18 protein-coding genes are annotated in these 16,511 nt (G+C 38.7%); 10 read left to right on the top strand and 8 right to left on the bottom strand.

Annotated features, from left to right (window positions below; translation table 11 throughout):
• Nucleotides 1-56: 56 nt before the first annotated feature.
• Together FORMB_RS01915 and FORMB_RS01920 are read left to right on the top strand one after the other, a co-directional pair.
• On the top strand, nt 57-1,121 hold the full coding sequence (locus FORMB_RS01915; RefSeq protein ID WP_069675848.1) for a patatin-like phospholipase family protein: 1,065 nt from the start codon (nt 57-59) through the stop codon (nt 1,119-1,121).
• 12 nt (nt 1,122-1,133) lie between these two features.
• Entirely contained in the window at nt 1,134-1,346 is a 213-nt protein-coding gene (locus FORMB_RS01920; protein ID WP_069675849.1) for a hypothetical protein, read from the top strand.
• Between the two features lie 36 nt (nt 1,347-1,382).
• Here FORMB_RS01920 and ligA read toward each other — a convergent pair whose 3' ends face one another.
• The 3 genes from ligA to FORMB_RS01935 form a co-directional block, all read right to left on the bottom strand.
• On the bottom strand, nt 1,383-3,377 hold the full coding sequence (ligA, locus tag FORMB_RS01925; protein ID WP_069675850.1) for an NAD-dependent DNA ligase LigA: 1,995 nt from the start codon (nt 3,375-3,377) through the stop codon (nt 1,383-1,385).
• Nucleotides 3,378-3,482: 105 nt separating this feature from the next.
• Entirely contained in the window at nt 3,483-4,331 is an 849-nt protein-coding gene (gene prmC, locus FORMB_RS01930; RefSeq protein WP_069675851.1) for a peptide chain release factor N(5)-glutamine methyltransferase, read from the bottom strand.
• Nucleotides 4,331-4,807: a GNAT family N-acetyltransferase gene (locus FORMB_RS01935; RefSeq protein WP_069675852.1), complete on the bottom strand. Its 477-nt coding sequence runs from the start codon at nt 4,805-4,807 to the stop codon at nt 4,331-4,333. The genes prmC and FORMB_RS01935 overlap by 1 nt, the downstream gene beginning before the upstream one ends.
• A gap of 67 nt (nt 4,808-4,874) precedes the next feature.
• Between FORMB_RS01935 and FORMB_RS01940 the strand changes: the two genes are divergently transcribed.
• From FORMB_RS01940 to FORMB_RS01955, 4 genes are read left to right on the top strand one after another with little or no spacing between them, the layout of a single operon-like run.
• A complete protein-coding gene (locus tag FORMB_RS01940; RefSeq protein ID WP_069675853.1) occupies nt 4,875-5,336 on the top strand; it encodes an LEA type 2 family protein in 462 nt (153 codons plus the stop codon).
• Nucleotides 5,333-6,337, top strand: a complete 1,005-nt coding sequence (ribD, locus tag FORMB_RS01945; protein ID WP_157498062.1) for a bifunctional diaminohydroxyphosphoribosylaminopyrimidine deaminase/5-amino-6-(5-phosphoribosylamino)uracil reductase RibD — start codon at nt 5,333-5,335, stop codon at nt 6,335-6,337. Before FORMB_RS01940 ends, ribD begins: the two co-directional genes overlap by 4 nt.
• The gene (locus tag FORMB_RS01950; RefSeq protein WP_069675855.1) at nt 6,330-6,947 is read left to right on the top strand and encodes an HAD family hydrolase; all 618 of its coding nucleotides are present in this window, start codon (nt 6,330-6,332) and stop codon (nt 6,945-6,947) included. The genes ribD and FORMB_RS01950 overlap by 8 nt, the downstream gene beginning before the upstream one ends.
• Nucleotides 6,947-7,558: an IMPACT family protein gene (locus FORMB_RS01955; RefSeq protein WP_069675856.1), complete on the top strand. Its 612-nt coding sequence runs from the start codon at nt 6,947-6,949 to the stop codon at nt 7,556-7,558. The genes FORMB_RS01950 and FORMB_RS01955 overlap by 1 nt, the downstream gene beginning before the upstream one ends.
• Here the strand turns inward: FORMB_RS01955 and FORMB_RS01960 are convergent.
• Nucleotides 7,555-7,953 carry an acyl-CoA thioesterase gene (locus FORMB_RS01960; protein WP_069675857.1) on the bottom strand — a complete coding sequence of 133 codons (399 nt, stop codon included), beginning with the start codon at nt 7,951-7,953 and terminating at the stop codon, nt 7,555-7,557. The genes FORMB_RS01955 and FORMB_RS01960 overlap by 4 nt on opposite strands.
• A gap of 179 nt (nt 7,954-8,132) precedes the next feature.
• On the opposite strand from FORMB_RS01960, the gene dnaA reads away from it, so the two are divergent.
• Both dnaA and FORMB_RS01970 read left to right on the top strand, forming a co-directional pair.
• Entirely contained in the window at nt 8,133-9,560 is a 1,428-nt protein-coding gene (dnaA, locus tag FORMB_RS01965) for a chromosomal replication initiator protein DnaA (RefSeq protein ID WP_069675858.1), read from the top strand.
• A 79-nt stretch (nt 9,561-9,639) separates the two neighbouring features.
• Nucleotides 9,640-10,347 (top strand): SAM-dependent methyltransferase, encoded by a 708-nt coding sequence (locus FORMB_RS01970; protein WP_069675859.1) that lies wholly within the window; start codon nt 9,640-9,642, stop codon nt 10,345-10,347.
• Here the strand turns inward: FORMB_RS01970 and FORMB_RS01975 are convergent.
• Genes FORMB_RS01975 through dapF form a run of 4 tightly spaced genes read right to left on the bottom strand, consistent with a single transcriptional unit; the run spans nt 10,344 to nt 13,380 of the window.
• A complete protein-coding gene (locus FORMB_RS01975; protein ID WP_069675860.1) occupies nt 10,344-10,994 on the bottom strand; it encodes a peptidoglycan-binding protein LysM in 651 nt (216 codons plus the stop codon). The two genes, FORMB_RS01970 and FORMB_RS01975, sit on opposite strands and share 4 nt — an antisense overlap.
• Before the next feature lie 52 nt (nt 10,995-11,046).
• Nucleotides 11,047-12,090 (bottom strand): endolytic transglycosylase MltG, encoded by a 1,044-nt coding sequence (gene mltG / locus FORMB_RS01980; RefSeq protein ID WP_069675861.1) that lies wholly within the window; start codon nt 12,088-12,090, stop codon nt 11,047-11,049.
• The gene (locus FORMB_RS01985; protein WP_069675862.1) at nt 12,080-12,607 is read right to left on the bottom strand and encodes a GNAT family N-acetyltransferase; all 528 of its coding nucleotides are present in this window, start codon (nt 12,605-12,607) and stop codon (nt 12,080-12,082) included. Before FORMB_RS01985 ends, mltG begins: the two co-directional genes overlap by 11 nt.
• Nucleotides 12,601-13,380, bottom strand: coding sequence for a diaminopimelate epimerase (gene dapF / locus FORMB_RS01990; RefSeq protein WP_069675863.1), 780 nt, complete (start codon nt 13,378-13,380; stop codon nt 12,601-12,603). Before dapF ends, FORMB_RS01985 begins: the two co-directional genes overlap by 7 nt.
• 125 nt (nt 13,381-13,505) lie before the next feature.
• Here dapF and FORMB_RS01995 point away from each other — a divergent pair, with 125 nt between their 5' ends.
• Together FORMB_RS01995 and FORMB_RS02000 are read left to right on the top strand one after the other, a co-directional pair.
• The gene (locus FORMB_RS01995; RefSeq protein ID WP_069675864.1) at nt 13,506-14,903 is read left to right on the top strand and encodes a trypsin-like peptidase domain-containing protein; all 1,398 of its coding nucleotides are present in this window, start codon (nt 13,506-13,508) and stop codon (nt 14,901-14,903) included.
• A 127-nt stretch (nt 14,904-15,030) separates the two neighbouring features.
• The gene (locus FORMB_RS02000; RefSeq protein ID WP_069675865.1) at nt 15,031-16,479 is read left to right on the top strand and encodes a glyceraldehyde-3-phosphate dehydrogenase; all 1,449 of its coding nucleotides are present in this window, start codon (nt 15,031-15,033) and stop codon (nt 16,477-16,479) included.
• Nucleotides 16,480-16,511: the final 32 nt, after the last annotated feature.

Genomic DNA, 16,511 nt, shown 5'->3' on the forward strand with positions numbered 1-16,511 from the left:
TTTTCGGAACGATTTTTGAGACAGAAATTGTGTTGAATTCTACAAATAATAAATACATGAAAAACAAGAAAAAAGTACGCATTCTCACCCTAGATGGCGGAGGCATTAGAGGCATCATTCCTGCTACTATTATTAAATACATCGAGGAATATCTAGAGAAAAAAATACCCGGAACCACTATTGCCGATCACTTTGACTTTATTTCTGGAACGAGTACGGGAGGCATCCTAACCGCTCTTTACTTAACCCCTCAGGATGGAGATCACACCAAAGCAAAATATGCTGCTTCAGAGGCATTGGATTTTTATGTAAAAGAAGGCTACGGTATTTTTAACGCCTCAAAGATTAGTAATTGGAAACGATTGTGGGGACTCAGAAGTGCGACCTTGTTTAGCCCTCGAAATTTAGAAAATTTACTTCAAAAGAAATTTGGAGACCTTCTGATCAGTGCGCTCATAAAACCCTGCCTTATTACCACTTATAATATGAATACCAAATCTTCTTTCTTTTTTACAAGCAATGAAGACACTTCTAAAAGGGAATTTTATGTACGGGACGTTTTACGGTCAACCTCAGCAGCGCCAACCTACTTTCCTCCAGCAAAAATAAAAAATATGGCAGCAAACGTCCAAGAAAATAAGGCGTTGGCTGAAATGATAAATTTGGACGGAGGCGTATTTGCCAACAACCCTACAATGTGTGCATACGCAGAAGCTAGAAACACAAACTTTAAAGACCGAAATAACAATGAACCCTCCGCAAGTGATATGTACATTTTATCCATTGGTACAGGCGGAGGCGGCTTTGAACTTCAGCAAAAAGAAAAAAGCGCTAATTGGAGTCTTTTAACATGGGCAAAGACCATCCCAGATATTATGATGGATGGAAGTATTGATACCGTAGCGTTTCAAATGAATGAGATCAATGGAACCCTCCAGCCGAATGATCCTGGGGCCTATATGCGGATTGATACGCCAACAGAAGATCAAAATTACGCTGCTGACATGTCTGATGCTTCGCCAGAAAACATTAAAAAACTGATGAATGCCGGTATCAAAACTCTGGAATACGCAAAAGCAAATGGTTTGGATGACTTTCTAGATGGGCTTATAGATCAATAAGTTCTCTTACGTATGAAACCTGTTAACAATCCAATTTTTAATTATACCGAATTCGGTACAATTAAAAATCAAGTGGGATTAAACCGTTTTACGCTCTCTGTTAAAAAATGGATTAATGCTACAAATACGATTGGAGTAGCTGCGAAAACAGGTAGATATGGAGGAACTTATGCTCATTCAGACATCGCTCGCTCTCGCACGAAATCGAAGATTCAACGAAGTTAATCTTTCGTGTGGTTAGTACAAAAAACTCCGCTATCTTTAACTCAGCATCTCCAAAAACTCGGGTTCAGAAATAATAGGCACTTTGAGGCTCTCGGCTTTGGTGCGCTTGCTGGGTCCCATATTGGCACCTGCTACCACATAGGAGGTTTTGGCTGAAATAGAACTCACCACCTTTCCACCATTGGAATCGATGAGGGCTTTGAGCTCGTCACGAGAGACCGTTTCAAACACACCAGACACCACAAAACGCAGCCCTTCTAACTGAGTGGTTTGATTGGACAGAGCTTCTTCTGACAGTTGCAATTGGAGGCCGTATAAAATCAAACGAGATACCATTTGAATATTTGCTTCCTTACTAAAGAAATCCACTACACTTTCGGCAATTCTAATGCCGATTTCGTCCACCGTTTCTAAATCTTCCAAAGTGGCTTTGGACAAGGCTTCTATGGATTTGTAATGTTTGGCTAATTTTTTGGCCACCGTTTCTCCTACATAGCGAATGCCCAGTCCAAACAAGACCCGTTCAAAAGGGACGTCTTTAGAGGCTTGAACGCCGTTGACTAAGTTATCGGCGCTTTTCTCTGCCATGCGGTCGAGGTGGATGATCTGATCCGTTGTCAGCTCGTATAAATCGGCATAATCAAGGATCAATCCCTCATTGACCAATAAGGCCACGGTTTCGCCACCCAAACCTTCGATGTCCAAGGCTTTTCGGGAAATATAATGTTGAATACGTCCAATAATTTGAGGCGAACAGCCCTTGTCATTCGGACAATAATGATGTGCCTCCCCTTCTTTTCGAACGAGTGGTGTTTCACATTCTGGGCAGGCGGTGAGGTACACTGTTTTGGGTGTATCTGCCGCACGACGTTCCAAATCGACCCCCATAATTTTAGGAATGATTTCACCGCCTTTTTCGACATAGACCCAGTCGCCAACGCGGACGTCTAATTTTTCTATTTGATCGGCATTGTGGAGCGAAGCACGTTTCACAATCGTTCCTGCCAATTCCACAGGCTGAAGATTCGCCACGGGTGTAATCGCCCCCGTTCTCCCCACCTGATACGAAATGTGTTCGAGGCGTGTAGAAACCTGCTCTGCTTTAAATTTATAAGCCATCGCCCAACGCGGGGCTTTGGCAGTATAGCCCAACTCGGCTTGTTGAAATAAACTGTTCACTTTCACCACAACACCATCTGTTTCGTAAGGCAATTCATGACGGTGGATGTCCCAATAGTTGACAAATTCTAACACCCCATCAATGGAGTCGGTAAGCTTGGCAATGGTGGGGACTTTAAACCCCCAAGAACGTGCTTTTTCAAGATTTTCAAACTGGGTTTTTAAATCGGTATTTTCACCCACAATGCTGTACAACAAACACTCCAAAGGGCGTTTGGCAACCTCGGCGCTATCTTGTAATTTTAAACTTCCAGAAGCGGTGTTCCGTGGGTTTTTATAAGGTTCCTCCCCTGCGGCGATGCGCTCGGCATTCATGGCATTAAAGCCTTCAAAAGGAAGAACAATTTCACCACGAATTTCAAATTTGTCTGGATAGTCGCCCCGTAATTTTAAAGGCACGGATTTAATGGTTTTAATGTTTGCCGTAACATTGTCACCTTGCGTACCATCGCCCCGTGTCAACGCCTGAACAAGCAACCCGTTTTCATAGGTGAGACTGATAGACGCGCCGTCGTATTTCAACTCACAAGTATATGCAATGGCACCATCGACCATCTTTCGTAATCGGGTTTCCCAATCCATCAAATCTTCTTTGGAATAGGAATTATCTAAAGAGTACATGCGTTGGGCATGCACAATGGTTTCAAAGTTTTTAGTGACAGCACCGCCCACTCTGAGGGTTGGCGAACTGGCATCATAATACTGTGGATATGCTGCTTCTAAGTCTTGGAGTTGTTTCAACTTGGTGTCAAACTCAAAGTCAGAAATGGACGGTTCATCCAAAACATAATAGTTATAATTATGCTGACTTAGCGCCTCTCGAAGTTGTAAAATCTGTTCTTTAATATCCATCAAAAAAAATAATCGGTCTTAATATTTAGCTCTACAAGATATAAAAATGAGCGGTATCTAAAAGGGAAATACGGAGAATTTATCAGCAATTTAGTCAACAAAAATTCAACGCTTGGTAGCGCGCATCATTCTATTTTTAGCAAAAACATCCGCTTTTAATTGAACGTCTTCAAAATCATCTGAGGAACAAAGTGCTTTTGTTTCAGCTCCTAAATATTCGTTGATTTCAAAATAGAGCAAACCGTCTTTTTTAAGGTTTATTTTACTCAGCTCCACAATGGCTTTATAAAATACGAGTGGACTTTCATTTTCAACAAACAACGCCAAATGCGGCTCGTGTTCCAACACATTGGGTGCCATGTGTTCTTTTTCACTCTCACGAACATAAGGCGGATTGGACACGATGACATCAAACGACAATTCAGTGTTTGTCCATTCCAAAACATTCGCTTCGATACAGTTCAACTGAACGTCATTTTGTTGCGCATTGTACTGTGCCATTTCCAAAGCAGCTGGGCTCACATCCAAGGCATACACTTCTGCATTGGGCAAGTGCTTAGCCAAACTCACCGCAATGCAGCCAGAACCAGTGCCTATATCTAAAATTTTAAGGGGGTTGTTGGGATCTGCACCTTTTAAAATCCAAGCCACCAATTCTTCAGTTTCAGGGCGTGGGATCAATACATTGACATCGACTTTAAATTCCAATCCAAAAAAGGAGGTGGTTCCTAAAATATACTGAATGGGCTCATAGGTTAACAAACGACTGATGATAGTTTCAAAATATTCAAACGTTTCGGGAGTAATGAGGGTCTCGGATTTTAGGCTCACATCAATGCGTTTGAACCCTAAATGATGTTCGCAAACTCTGTGAAAAAATGCACCTATTTCATCTTTAGGGTAATAGCCTAAGAGTCCATTTTGAAAAAAATTATGAAGTGATTTTAATTGCATTATAAGGTTTTTATCATTCGAACACCGCAAGAGCTGTGGCCGGTATTTCCCATTGAAGTCTCTAAGTATTCAAATCCGTATTGTTTATATAATTTCTGAGCTGTTTTAAGTTCCGAGAGCGTTTCTAAATAGCACTGCTTGTACCCCATCGATTTGGCAGCATCCAAACAAATTTCTAAAAGTTGTTTGCTGTATCCTTTCCCTCGTATTTCGTGAGAAAGATACATTTTTTGAAGTTCACAAATGGATGCATCTTTAGGGTCTAAGACTTTAATCCCAGAACCGCCCTTCACTTCGCCTTCATCCACCACCACAAAATAAACGGCCTTTTCTTCTTGATAGGATTCAAACATTTGCGTGGTTTCAACATCTTCGTAAACAGTCCCTGTCAAAGGGAGTTGAAGCTCTCTAAATATGGATTTAATGATGGATTCGATTTGTGAATTATCGTTAAATTGAATTTCTCTAATACGCATGTTATGGATACCGATTAATAAATCTTATTTTTGTTGTTCGAAGATACATATAATACCCAAAAAAATAATGAAAAAATTTACGATCCTCGCCTTAATCGTTTTGACAACGAGTTGCGCCATCAAGCAGAAACCTGTATTTATCAAAATAGACGGGATTCAACTTGTGGACGCTAATTCCAAAACACTGACCTTGAGAGCGGATGCCCTTTTTAACAATCCAAACGATGTTGGCGGCCGACTGAATACCGAAGGTGTCACTGTGTTTGTAAATGATATTTTAATGGGAGTCGTTCGTGCAGAGGAATTTAAAGTCCCTACAAAAGATGATTTTAGGGTGCCACTTCAAATGGAAGTCAACACAAAAGACCTTTTAAACAAGGATCCAAATGGGTTGTTAGGTGGGCTTCTAAACAGTGTTTTGAATCGCACTTTAAAAGTTAAATATGAAGGAGTTATTCAATTTAAAGCCTTAGGTTTTACGTACACATATCCTATTAATAAAACAGAAACTATTAAAATTAAATTATAATCACCCACGAACATTACATAGCACGTTGCATTGAAATTGCCAAAAAAGGCTTGGGCTCTACAGCTCCCAATCCGATGGTGGGCTGTGTGATTGTGGTGGATGACCAGATTATAACAGAAGGCTATACAGGACCTTACGGAAGTTCGCATGCAGAAGTGAATGCCATAAACGCTGTCAAAGATCCAAGCGTACTCTCAAAAGCGACCCTCTATGTCACCTTAGAACCTTGTGCGCATTATGGAAAAACACCGCCTTGTAGCGATTTGATTATTGCCCATAAAATCCCCAAAGTGGTGATTGGATGTTTAGATGAACACGAAAAAGTGTGTGGCAAAGGCATCGCAAAACTGAAGGCCGCTGGATGTGACGTTCTTGTAGGCGTTTTGGAACAAGAATGTAAAACACATCACAAACGTTTTTTTACCTTCCATACTAAAAAGCGTCCTTATATTATATTGAAATGGGCCGAAAGCAAAGACGGCTTTATCGCTCCCCTATCAAAATCTGAAACAAAACCTGTTTGGATTAGCAATACTTACTCCAGGCAACTGGTGCATCAATGGCGTGCAGAGGAACAAGCGATTTTGGTTGGTGCAAATACAGTGGTTCAAGACAACCCGAGTTTGACCACCCGAGAGGTCGAAGGTTCCAACCCAATCCGAGTTGTCATCGACCTAAAAAATTCTTTAGCAGATTCCTATCAGGTGTTTAATTCTGAAGCAAAAACCATTCGGTTGACTTCTCATGAAATTAATATACAAAACCCACTGGCATCTGAAGTTTGCAAGGCTTTACATGCAGAGCATATAACTTCCGTAATTATTGAAGGGGGACAAAAAACATTGCAAGCATTTATTGATGAAAATCTTTGGGATGAAGCACGTGTTTTTTCAAGTGAGCTCAATTTAAATGACGGAATTTCAAAACCTCAAATTAAAGGTTCATTAGTTTCTGAAACACAGCTTACTTCTGATTGCTTAAAAATTCTTGTGAATGATTAACACACTTATATTTGATTTTGGGGATGTGTTTATCAACTTAGACAAGCCTGCCATTGAACGTTCGTTGTTCAATCTTGGAGTGACTTCTATTACAGAGGACATGCTTCAGACGGCAATGCAGTATGAAAAAGGGGGGATATCTACTGACGACTTTGTAACTGCATTCACGGCGAAATATCCATCCATTTCTGCGGCACAATTTAAAAAAGCTTGGAATTCAATTATTTTAGAGTTTCCAGAATACCGTTTAGAGTTTATAGAAAAACTCTCTACATATAAAAACTACAAACTTATTTTACTCAGCAACACCAATGCACTTCATATCGAACAAGTCATAGAAAACATGTCTTTATATAGGTATGAACGTTTTAAAAGTTGTTTTGACAAATTTTACCTTTCACATGAAATACACTTCCGAAAGCCCGATGCATCCATTTATGAATATGTATTAAACGAGAATCAACTGGAAGCTGACCGTTGTTTCTTCGTAGATGACACCAAAGAAAATACACAAGCAGCAGCCCAACTCGGCATACATACTTGGAATAATAACCCTGAAAAAGAGGATATTATAAACCTTTTTGACAACCCTTTATTTACAAATTCATAATGTCAGTGTTGACTTATAAAACAATTCTCAAACCTTCTGAAGAAGTTCTTTATAAAGACAAAGGGAGTAAGTTTTATGGGTACGCATTCCCCCTAAAGACAATAGAAGAGTATAAAAAAATTATAGAAAAACTTAAACAAAAACATTCCAGTGCAGGTCATTTTTGTTTTGCGTACCAACACGGCATTGAAACCCTCTATCACAGAGCTTCAGATGATGGAGAGCCCTCAAATAGTGCAGGCTTGCCAATTTATGGGCAATTGCAAGCGTTTGATGTTACCAATGTTCTTGTGGTGGTGGTCCGTTATTTTGGAGGGACAAAACTTGGCGTTGGGGGCTTGATCAGCGCTTACAAGACTACGGCGAAATTAAGTTTGGAGGCGAGCGACATAAAAACCTTGGATATTTTAATCACCTTCAAACTAAGTTTTGAATACAAAGATTTGAGTCAAGTAATGCGGATTATTAAAAAACAGCAGCTCGTTATAAAGTCTCAGCGGCTTGAAATGGAATGTGAAGTGGTTGTTTTGGTCAAAAAAAGTGGTAAAAAAAGCCTTCAAACTACTTTTGAGGCCTTTCATAAAATTAAAGTTGAAATTTTAAACGATTAAATTTGCAGTTTATCTAAAATATATTGGGGACAACGCATCGGGAAATTAGACTTCATGTTAACAAATACCAATTTGGTGTTGGCCGTTGTGAGTAATTCACCGCTAGAATTATGAATTTCGTAATTAAACTCAATAGAAGCCGTTGGTTGTTTCACAAGTGTCGTAGATATCGTCAAAACATCATCGTAAAAAGCTGGTTTTTTGTAGTTTAAACTCAAAGACACCACCGGTAACATCACGTCATTGGCCTCCATTTCTTTATAAGAAATCCCTAAAGCAGTCAACCACTCTAAACGTCCAATTTCCAGATACTGAGCGTAATTCCCATGGTACACAACCCCCATTTGATCAGTTTCTGCGTATCTCACCTTAATCTTTGTTTGATGTATATTCATATATTAAAATTTGTATATTTATAAAAATTAAACATGAGGAAAAAATATTAAATAATCAATCAAATTTGATTTTTTTTTTTGGAATTTTGTTCACATATTTGTACTGTAAAATAACGATAACCATTTCCCCCAAGATTATTCTTATTTTTGATCACTAACTAAAAAAATAAACTACTGAAATGAATAACACTGCGCAATCGGTCTGGGAAAACTGTCTAAACTTTATAAAAGACAACATTCAGCCGCAAGCCTACAAAACATGGTTTGAACCTATTGTAGCTGTAAAACTTGACGATCATGCGCTCAGTATTCAAGTTCCTAGTAAATTTTTCTACGAATGGTTAGAAGAACACTACGTTAAAATTTTAAAAGTAGCCCTTACTAAAGAGCTCGGTATAAATGCCAAATTGGTGTATATCATCAAAATGGAAAATACGTATGGTAATAAACAACCGTTTACGGAGAAAATTCCTAGTTCAAACCGTTCAGCAGTCTATTCACAACGCGTTGATATTCCCTTAAAAAATATAAATCCTGAATTAAAAAATCCCTTTGTAATTCCTGGGATTAGAAACGTTAAAATTGAGTCTCAACTAAATCCAACATATACTTTTGATAACTTTTTGGAAGGTGACTCAAACCGGTTGGCGCGAAATGCAAGTATTGCAGTGGCTAACAAGCCAGGAGGCACCTCTTTTAACCCCTTATTGATTTTTGGTGGGGTTGGCTTAGGAAAAACACATTTAGCGCATGCAATAGGGGTTGACATAAAAGATAAATATCCTGAAAAAACAGTGTTGTATATCTCCGCTGAAAAATTCACCCAACAATATATAGAGTCTGTCAAGAAGAACAATCGAAATGATTTTATTCACTTCTATCAAATTATAGATGTTTTAATTATTGATGATGTTCAATTCCTTTCTGGAAAATCAGGAACACAAGATGTATTCTTTCATATTTTTAACCATTTACATCAAAACGGGAAACAAGTTATTTTAACAAGTGATAAGGCACCTGTGGACATGCAAGATATTGAGCAACGCTTATTATCTCGATTCAAATGGGGATTATCTGCAGAGCTTCAAAATCCTGATTTTGAAACGCGTGTATCTATTGTAAAGAACAAACTATACAGAGATGGCGTTGAAATGCCAGAAGAAATTATTGAGTATTTAGCCAAGCACATCACTTCAAATGTTCGTGAATTGGAAGGGGCTATCATTTCATTAATTGCACAATCTTCATTTAATAAAAAAGAAATCACACTTTCTTTAGCGAAAGAAATCGTTGAGAAATTTGTAAAAAACACCAAGCGAGAAGTGTCTATCGACTACATTCAAAAAGTCGTTTCAGATTATTTCCAAATGGATGTGGACACCCTTCAATCCAAAACACGAAAGCGTCATATTGTGCAAGCAAGACAATTGGCCATGTTTTTTGCGAAGAAATTCACCAAAGCTTCTTTAGCCAGTATTGGTTCTCAAATTGGGAAACGTGATCACGCTACAGTTCTACACGCTTGTAAAACGGTTAATAACCTCTCTACTACAGATAAGCAGTTTAGAAAATATGTAGAAGACTTGACGAAGAAATTATCCATATAACCGCTGTTTTTGATTAAGAGTTCATACTCCAATTGTATGGCTTCTATCCACTTCAAAAACGACTAATATTTCTATAATAATGACTGGTAAATTATACTTAATTCCTACAGGTTTAGGCGACAACGCTCCTTTAGAAGTACTGCCTATTTCCATCAAAAAAGTCATTGAAAACATAGATACTTATATTGTTGAAAACGAAAAGGCAGCACGTAAGTTTATAAAAACGGTAAGCTCTGGAAAATCTCAAGCGAGCTTGAATTTGTTTAGTTTAAATAAGTTTACAGACCCTTTAGAAATCCCTTCTTTTTTAGAAGAATGCTTGGCAGGAAACAGCATTGGATTGCTTTCAGACGCAGGATGCCCTGGGGTTGCAGATCCTGGAGCAGAAGTGGTAAAAATAGCCCATAAACAGAACATTCAAGTCATTCCGTTGGTAGGACCATCTTCTATATTATTAGCGATGATGAGCTCTGGAATGAACGGTCAAAACTTTGCATTTAATGGCTACTTACCTATTGACAAAGCGGAACGAAAATCTAAAATAAAACAACTCGAAAGACGCTCGTTTGAAGAACAGCAATCTCAGTTATTCATAGAAACGCCTTATAGAAACAACAGTATTTTAGAAGATTTGAGTGCGACCCTTAGCCCAGACACCCGAATTTGTGTGGCTTGCGATTTGACACTACCATCGGAATATATCAAAACGCAAACAGCCAAAGAATGGAAACATTCAAAAATAGATTTCCATAAACGCCCTGCTATTTTTATCATTCAAAAAGACTAAGGGAAATCAAATTTTGATTTTTTTTGAGCTGTAACAAAAGAGGTGTCATAACCGGAGAATTTACGCATATACGAAAGAATGTCAGTCCCATAGGCATCTGTAAAACCCAAGGCTCCGTAGCTTCTTAAATAGCGCTTTACATTTCCTGGTCCTGCTAAATGAGCGGCTGCTAAAATTCCTGATTCTGTAATGCGTATGCCATCAATTTTTTTACCAACAAAACGTTTGATATCTCGTCGTAAAACCCATTTGTTGCGTTTTGTATTTACTAAAAAAGCTTTCTCTTGAAGTGCGGGATTCTTTAAAAAAAATTCAGGATTGTAGATCCCGAGCAATTCTAAAGTCGTGATTCCAAATTGATATTTCCCTAAGTAGCCAAGCGTGTTTACAGCACCATACTTTCCCTGAGATTCCTTGAACGCAATGGCCTCTTTGAATGCGACATACGAATTCCCTAAAAACAGAATTTTTGAGTTGCGGTTTTTAATTTTTTGGGAGGATATATCTTGGTAAACAGTGTAATGTAACAACTCCGAAGTGACGGCATAGTCCTTATAATCAATTTTTGGTTGAGCTGAAAATAAAGTCAACAAGCAAATCGCCATGAGCAGAGGCACTATAAAATAAAATGAATACTTTAAATTCATATCAATCTTGTTGATAACACTTGAGTAAAACTAAAAACAGCATAAATATACGTTATTTCCGAACCCCTCGACGGTCCAAATATGAATGGTACATTCTAGCATTTTGATTGTGTCCTCTTAGCGTTTTCGCAAACCTGTGAAAGCCTGGGTTTTGGGCGTCTGCAGCAAAATAAAAATACGAATGTTGTTCGTAGTTTAATACCGCTTCAATCGCCGTCAAGTCTGGCATCGCAATCAAACCTGGAGGTAAGCCTTTATTCTTGTAAGTGTTATATGGGGAGCTAATCAATTTATGTACATTCAAAACACGTTTGATAATGGTGTTTTTATACTTTGGCAATTGATAGGCCGCATATTTGACTGTCGGATCTGCTTGTAAAGGCCAAGCATTGTTTAAACGATTGATATAAACCCCCGCGATTCGCGGCTGTTCGGAGGCTTGTTTGGACTCTTCATGAACGATTGCTGCAAGTGCGATCACGTCATGGGGCGTCAAACCAATTGACTTTGCTTTTTCTAAACGGCTGGCATTCCAAAAACGGTTGTACTCTTTTAACATGCGTTTTCTGAAGGTCGTTGCAGACGTATTCCAGAAAAATTCATAACTATTTGGCAAATACATTCCTAGGGCATTCGCCTCCGTAAAATCATGAGATTCTAAAAACTCTTTATCTGTAAAGGCAGTAATCAAGGCGGTACTGTCGGCCTCTATCTGACTCGAAATTCGAGATGCTAAATCAGCCAATGTATGTTGGTTATTGAAAGCTATTTTTATTGGCAAATTACGACTGCGAATGGAGTTAATGATATCATTATTGGTCATCCCTTTGGTAATCAAGAATCGCCCCGCTTTGATATTATTCACATATTTCTTTTGCTTTGCTAATGTTTCAAACGTTTCAATATCTTTTAGAAGCGGCTCTAAATCGGCACGAACCTCAGCGAAGGTCGCATCCGACCCCACAAAAATATAGGCTTCTTTGGAATTAAAACTCGTATTGGGAACGAGCATCACCGAATAAATATAGTAGGAAAAAATTCCGGCACCAATCAATCCAAGTAACACAATGGCAATCGCTATTTTTTTAAAGTACATGATTTATAAATTGAAATAAATATTCGTTTTTATAGCGTCCTTTGTAGAATCGCCACTTTTTCTTAAGCCCAACTTTTTCAAACCCAACAGATTCAAATAAGCGAATACTCACATTATTATCTTCTAACACATTGCTATACAATTGATGGAGACCTAGTTTATTAAAACTATAATCCATCAACACAGATAAGGCGTCTCTCCCATACCCTTTCCCACGATATTTATCTAATACTACAATGCTGACTCCCGCATGTTTGTTTTGTAGATCAAAATCAAAAAGATCAATAAAACCAAGTGGATCATTGGTTTTAGAAGTAATTACCAACCGCAATTGTTTGAGTTCTTTAATATTTTTTTGAGTGGTTTCTAAATATTTTCGCAGCACATCCTTAGAAAAAGGAGTTTCAATTTGACTTAACTCCCACAAAGATTCGTCGTTTTCTATGGTATATAAAAACGCTAAATCTTCGAGCACTAAGGCTCTAAGATTGATCTGATTTCCTTTTAATGCTACCATTCTAAATCTCCTTTAAAGACTTGCTTTGTAGGGCCGCACAACCACACATCGGAATACGAAGACGCAAGCGGTTCAAATCGAACCTGCAAATTCCCTCCTTGTGCTTCTAACTTGATAGATTTTGAAGCCGTTTGATTGGAATGATACATCGCTATAGCAACAGCTGTGGCTCCTGTACCACAGGACAAGGTCTCCCCTTCTACCCCACGTTCATAAGTACGAATCGCAAAGGTATCTTCATTAATTTTTTCGGCAAAATTCACGTTGACACCGCTTTCATCAAAGGGCGCACTGTGTCGAATTTTAGATCCCTCAGCGTTCATGTCAATTGCTTGTAAACCCGATTGAAGCGTCACATAATGTGGAGAGCCTGTATCGAGGATATGGTAATTTTCATTGGAGGTAATCGTAGAGACCTCTTGCATTTTCAATTCAACATAGGCATCATTAATTTGTGCTAAATGCGGGCCGTCAATGGCTATAAATTCAGTAGTTGATTCTATGATTCCTAAAAAATTTGCAAAGGCAACAATACAGCGACCTCCATTTCCACACATGGTACTTTCATTGCCATCGGCATTAAAATACACCATTCTGAAGTCGTAATCGGATTCAGATTCTAAGAGAATCAAACCATCCGCACCCACACCCGTACGGCGATTGCACAAATGCGCAATCAAATCTGTATTGTTTTTGTCAAACGCACCCAAACGATTATCAATCATCACAAAATCGTTCCCTGTTCCTTGGTATTTATAAAATAAATGCTTCATATATAAAGACAAATATAAGAATATTAAACTGTAAGTGGAGCTGTTAAAAGGTCGTTAAAATTGAATTGCGAATTCAATAAAAAACTAATTTTAGGGTTATCATAAAAAATTAAAAATAGAACACCATGAAAAAATTTCTCACATTAGTATGTATTTCAGCTTTAGGTGGAGCACTCACCCTTGGGACCTACAAACAATTTTTTGAAGATTCTTCAACTCCTAAGCCTATTGAAAATCAAGCGACTGCTTCCTTTTTTCCTGTAAATTTAAACACCAATTTGAATGGCGGAACCAATGTGGATTTTACGACCGCTGCGGACAAAACTGTGCATTCAGTCGTTCATGTAAAAAACACAACGCTTAGTAAAGGCTATACCAGTTTAGAAGACTTATTTAGGGGAAGACCTCAACAGCAAGAGCAGATTGGGACAGGCTCGGGCGTTATTATTTCGCCAGATGGCTATATCATTACAAATAATCATGTCATCGACGGAGCGCAATCTATTGAGATTACCACAAATGGCAATAAAACGTACGATGCAGAACTCGTCGGAACCGATCCAAATACTGATATTGCTTTACTAAAAATAGAAGCTGATGCCCCCTTAGATTACACCACATTTGGAGATAGTAATTCCGTTCGAATTGGAGAATGGGTTTTAGCCGTTGGCAACCCTTTTAATCTAAATTCTACAGTAACGGCTGGAATTATAAGTGCAAAATCCAGAGATTTATCTGGACGAAATACGCAGTCGTTTATCCAAACAGATGCTGCTGTGAATCCCGGAAATTCAGGCGGTGCTTTGGTCAATATTAAGGGCGAATTAATCGGCATTAATACCGCTATTTCGTCTCAAACAGGTTCCTATATTGGCTATTCGTTTGCAGTTCCTAGCAATATTGCGCGCAAGGTCGTGGAAGATCTTATGGAGTTTGGAAATGTACAGAACGGAATTCTAGGAGTGATCGGTGGCGAATTAAATGGTAAAAATGCTAAAGATTTTGGTGTCGATCAAACGGAGGGTTTTTATGTAACGGACGTACAAAAAGGGACCGGTGCTGAAAGTGCTGGCATCCAAAAAGGGGACATCATTCAACGCATTGATGGAATTACAATTTCAAAATTTTCGGATTTAAAAGGGTTTCTAAATACCAAAAGTCCTGAAGATCAAGTAGAAGTTGAGATCCTAAGAAATGGTATCCCTCAAAGTTTGATGGTAACCTTAGAAAAACTCACCACGATTGACATTCCTATCCTTGGAACCCTTCAAGAGCCCTCAAAAGAAGTGCTTTATAACCTTGATGTAGACTATGGTTTACAAGTTTCAGAGCTCTCAGAAACCCACCGAAAAGATTGGGAATCAGATGGTATTTCAGAGGGGAGTGTTGTAACCGAAATCAACGAAGTGAAAATTAATTCTATCAATGATGCTCAGAGAGCATTGGAAAAATACTCCAATAGAGTCCTGAGAATCGCTCTTGTCAAAAATAATGGTGAAAAAGTAGTGTATCGATTTAGATAACACATTCTATTACTGAGCCTTAAAATCCATGATTCAATTTTTGAATGGTGGATTTTTTTTATTCAAAAAAGTTACGAAAACGTTTGAAATCTTCTATTTTTGCAAAAACAATTAAAACTCAAATTAAATGGCTTCAAAACCCACCTACGATTCCGAAATTGCATTCCAATCCGACCGCAGAAAAGCAGCGGTTGAACTTATTAAAATTCTCAGTGATTTGTGGTACGACAGCGCGATTGAATTGGTTTTATTTAGAAATCAATTGATGGATCGAAATGTCAGCGAGATTCTTAAACTTCACGAATATGCCGGCGAATTTGTCAATAAACCCATCTCCATATTTGATTCCGTAGAAATGGTACAAGCCATTAAACTGCTCAACCTTCCAGCCTCAAAATTAGATATCGGAAAATTAACCTTTGAATATCACAAAGAAGAAGCCACGAACCTTAGCAGCTCCGCCTTTCTTTCTAAAAAATTAAAAGACGCAAAACAACAACCAAAACTGGAGCCCAAAGATGTGGTTCTCTACGGATTTGGACGCATTGGACGGTTGGTAGCCCGCGAGTTGATGGGGAAGTCTGGAAGCGGAAGTCAATTGCGACTTCGCGCCATCGTCACTCGAGATAAACTAACCCCCACTATTTTAGAAAAAAGAGCCGCATTGCTGCGAAGCGATTCTGTTCATGGTGATTTTTATGGAACAGTTCGCGTGGATACAAAATTACAGGCGTTAATTATCAACGGCATGACCGTTTACATCATATCCGCTGCGAAACCCGAAGACATTGACTATACAGCCTACGGCATAAACGAGGCGTTGATTATTGATAATACGGGAGCTTTTAGAGATCAAGAAGCACTGCAAAGACATTTGACTTCTAAAGGGTCGAAAAAAGTATTATTAACCGCGCCGGGCAAAGGCATTCCAAATATTGTGCATGGCGTGAACCATTTAGAACATTCGCCAGATACCGTCGATATTTTCTCTGCAGCCTCTTGTACAACCAATGCCATCACCCCGATTCTAAAAGTAATTGAAGACGCTTTTGGAGTGGTTCATGGCCATCTCGAAACCATTCATGCCTACACAAACGATCAGAATTTGGTGGACAATATGCATTCTAAATACAGAAGAGGACGCGCCGCAGCCCTCAATATGGTCATTACTGAAACGGGAGCCGGAAAAGCAGTCAGTAAGGCACTCCCCTCTTTAGAGAACAAGCTCACCTCCAATGCGATTCGGGTGCCGGTTCCCAATGGAAGTTTGGCTATTTTAAACCTTGAAATCAATAAGAAAACGAATCTCAAAAAAATCAATGAGGTCATCAAAACTGCTGCACTCTCTGGCGCATTGGTTGAACAAATTAAATATGAATTCAACGACGAGCTTGTTTCTAGCGACATTGTAGGAAGTACGGCACCCGCCATTTACGATAGCAAAGCAACCATTGTGAGTCCGAACGGGAAAAATATAATTCTATATATATGGTATGATAACGAGTTTGGGTACAGCCATCAAGTGGTGCGATTGGCCAAATACATTGCCAAAGTAAGGCGATTCACCTACTATTAGAATTTTCAATTCGTTATCTTTGCGCTTTAAAT

It is taken from the genome of Formosa sp. Hel1_33_131 (assembly GCF_001735745.1).
GTDB lineage: Bacteria > Bacteroidota > Bacteroidia > Flavobacteriales > Flavobacteriaceae > Hel1-33-131.

What these genes read in the sequence shown, in the direction of transcription:
- FORMB_RS01985 (WP_069675862.1), bottom strand. Translation starts at nt 12,607, where the DNA reads ATGGTAGCATTAAAAGGAAATCAGATCAATCTTAGAGCCTTAGTGCTC.
- dapF (WP_069675863.1), bottom strand. Translation starts at nt 13,380, where the DNA reads ATGAAGCATTTATTTTATAAATACCAAGGAACAGGGAACGATTTTGTG.
- mltG (WP_069675861.1), bottom strand. Translation starts at nt 12,090, where the DNA reads ATGTACTTTAAAAAAATAGCGATTGCCATTGTGTTACTTGGATTGATT.
- FORMB_RS01935 (WP_069675852.1), bottom strand. Translation starts at nt 4,807, where the DNA reads ATGCGTATTAGAGAAATTCAATTTAACGATAATTCACAAATCGAATCC.
- ligA (WP_069675850.1), bottom strand. Translation starts at nt 3,377, where the DNA reads ATGGATATTAAAGAACAGATTTTACAACTTCGAGAGGCGCTAAGTCAG.
- FORMB_RS01950 (WP_069675855.1), top strand. Translation starts at nt 6,330, where the DNA reads ATGATTAACACACTTATATTTGATTTTGGGGATGTGTTTATCAACTTA.
- FORMB_RS01915 (WP_069675848.1), top strand. Translation starts at nt 57, where the DNA reads ATGAAAAACAAGAAAAAAGTACGCATTCTCACCCTAGATGGCGGAGGC.
- dnaA (WP_069675858.1), top strand. Translation starts at nt 8,133, where the DNA reads ATGAATAACACTGCGCAATCGGTCTGGGAAAACTGTCTAAACTTTATA.
- FORMB_RS01995 (WP_069675864.1), top strand. Translation starts at nt 13,506, where the DNA reads ATGAAAAAATTTCTCACATTAGTATGTATTTCAGCTTTAGGTGGAGCA.
- FORMB_RS01970 (WP_069675859.1), top strand. Translation starts at nt 9,640, where the DNA reads ATGACTGGTAAATTATACTTAATTCCTACAGGTTTAGGCGACAACGCT.
- FORMB_RS01920 (WP_069675849.1), top strand. Translation starts at nt 1,134, where the DNA reads ATGAAACCTGTTAACAATCCAATTTTTAATTATACCGAATTCGGTACA.
- FORMB_RS01975 (WP_069675860.1), bottom strand. Translation starts at nt 10,994, where the DNA reads ATGAATTTAAAGTATTCATTTTATTTTATAGTGCCTCTGCTCATGGCG.
- FORMB_RS01940 (WP_069675853.1), top strand. Translation starts at nt 4,875, where the DNA reads ATGAAAAAATTTACGATCCTCGCCTTAATCGTTTTGACAACGAGTTGC.
- FORMB_RS01960 (WP_069675857.1), bottom strand. Translation starts at nt 7,953, where the DNA reads ATGAATATACATCAAACAAAGATTAAGGTGAGATACGCAGAAACTGAT.
- FORMB_RS02000 (WP_069675865.1), top strand. Translation starts at nt 15,031, where the DNA reads ATGGCTTCAAAACCCACCTACGATTCCGAAATTGCATTCCAATCCGAC.
- prmC (WP_069675851.1), bottom strand. Translation starts at nt 4,331, where the DNA reads ATGCAATTAAAATCACTTCATAATTTTTTTCAAAATGGACTCTTAGGC.
- FORMB_RS01955 (WP_069675856.1), top strand. Translation starts at nt 6,947, where the DNA reads ATGTCAGTGTTGACTTATAAAACAATTCTCAAACCTTCTGAAGAAGTT.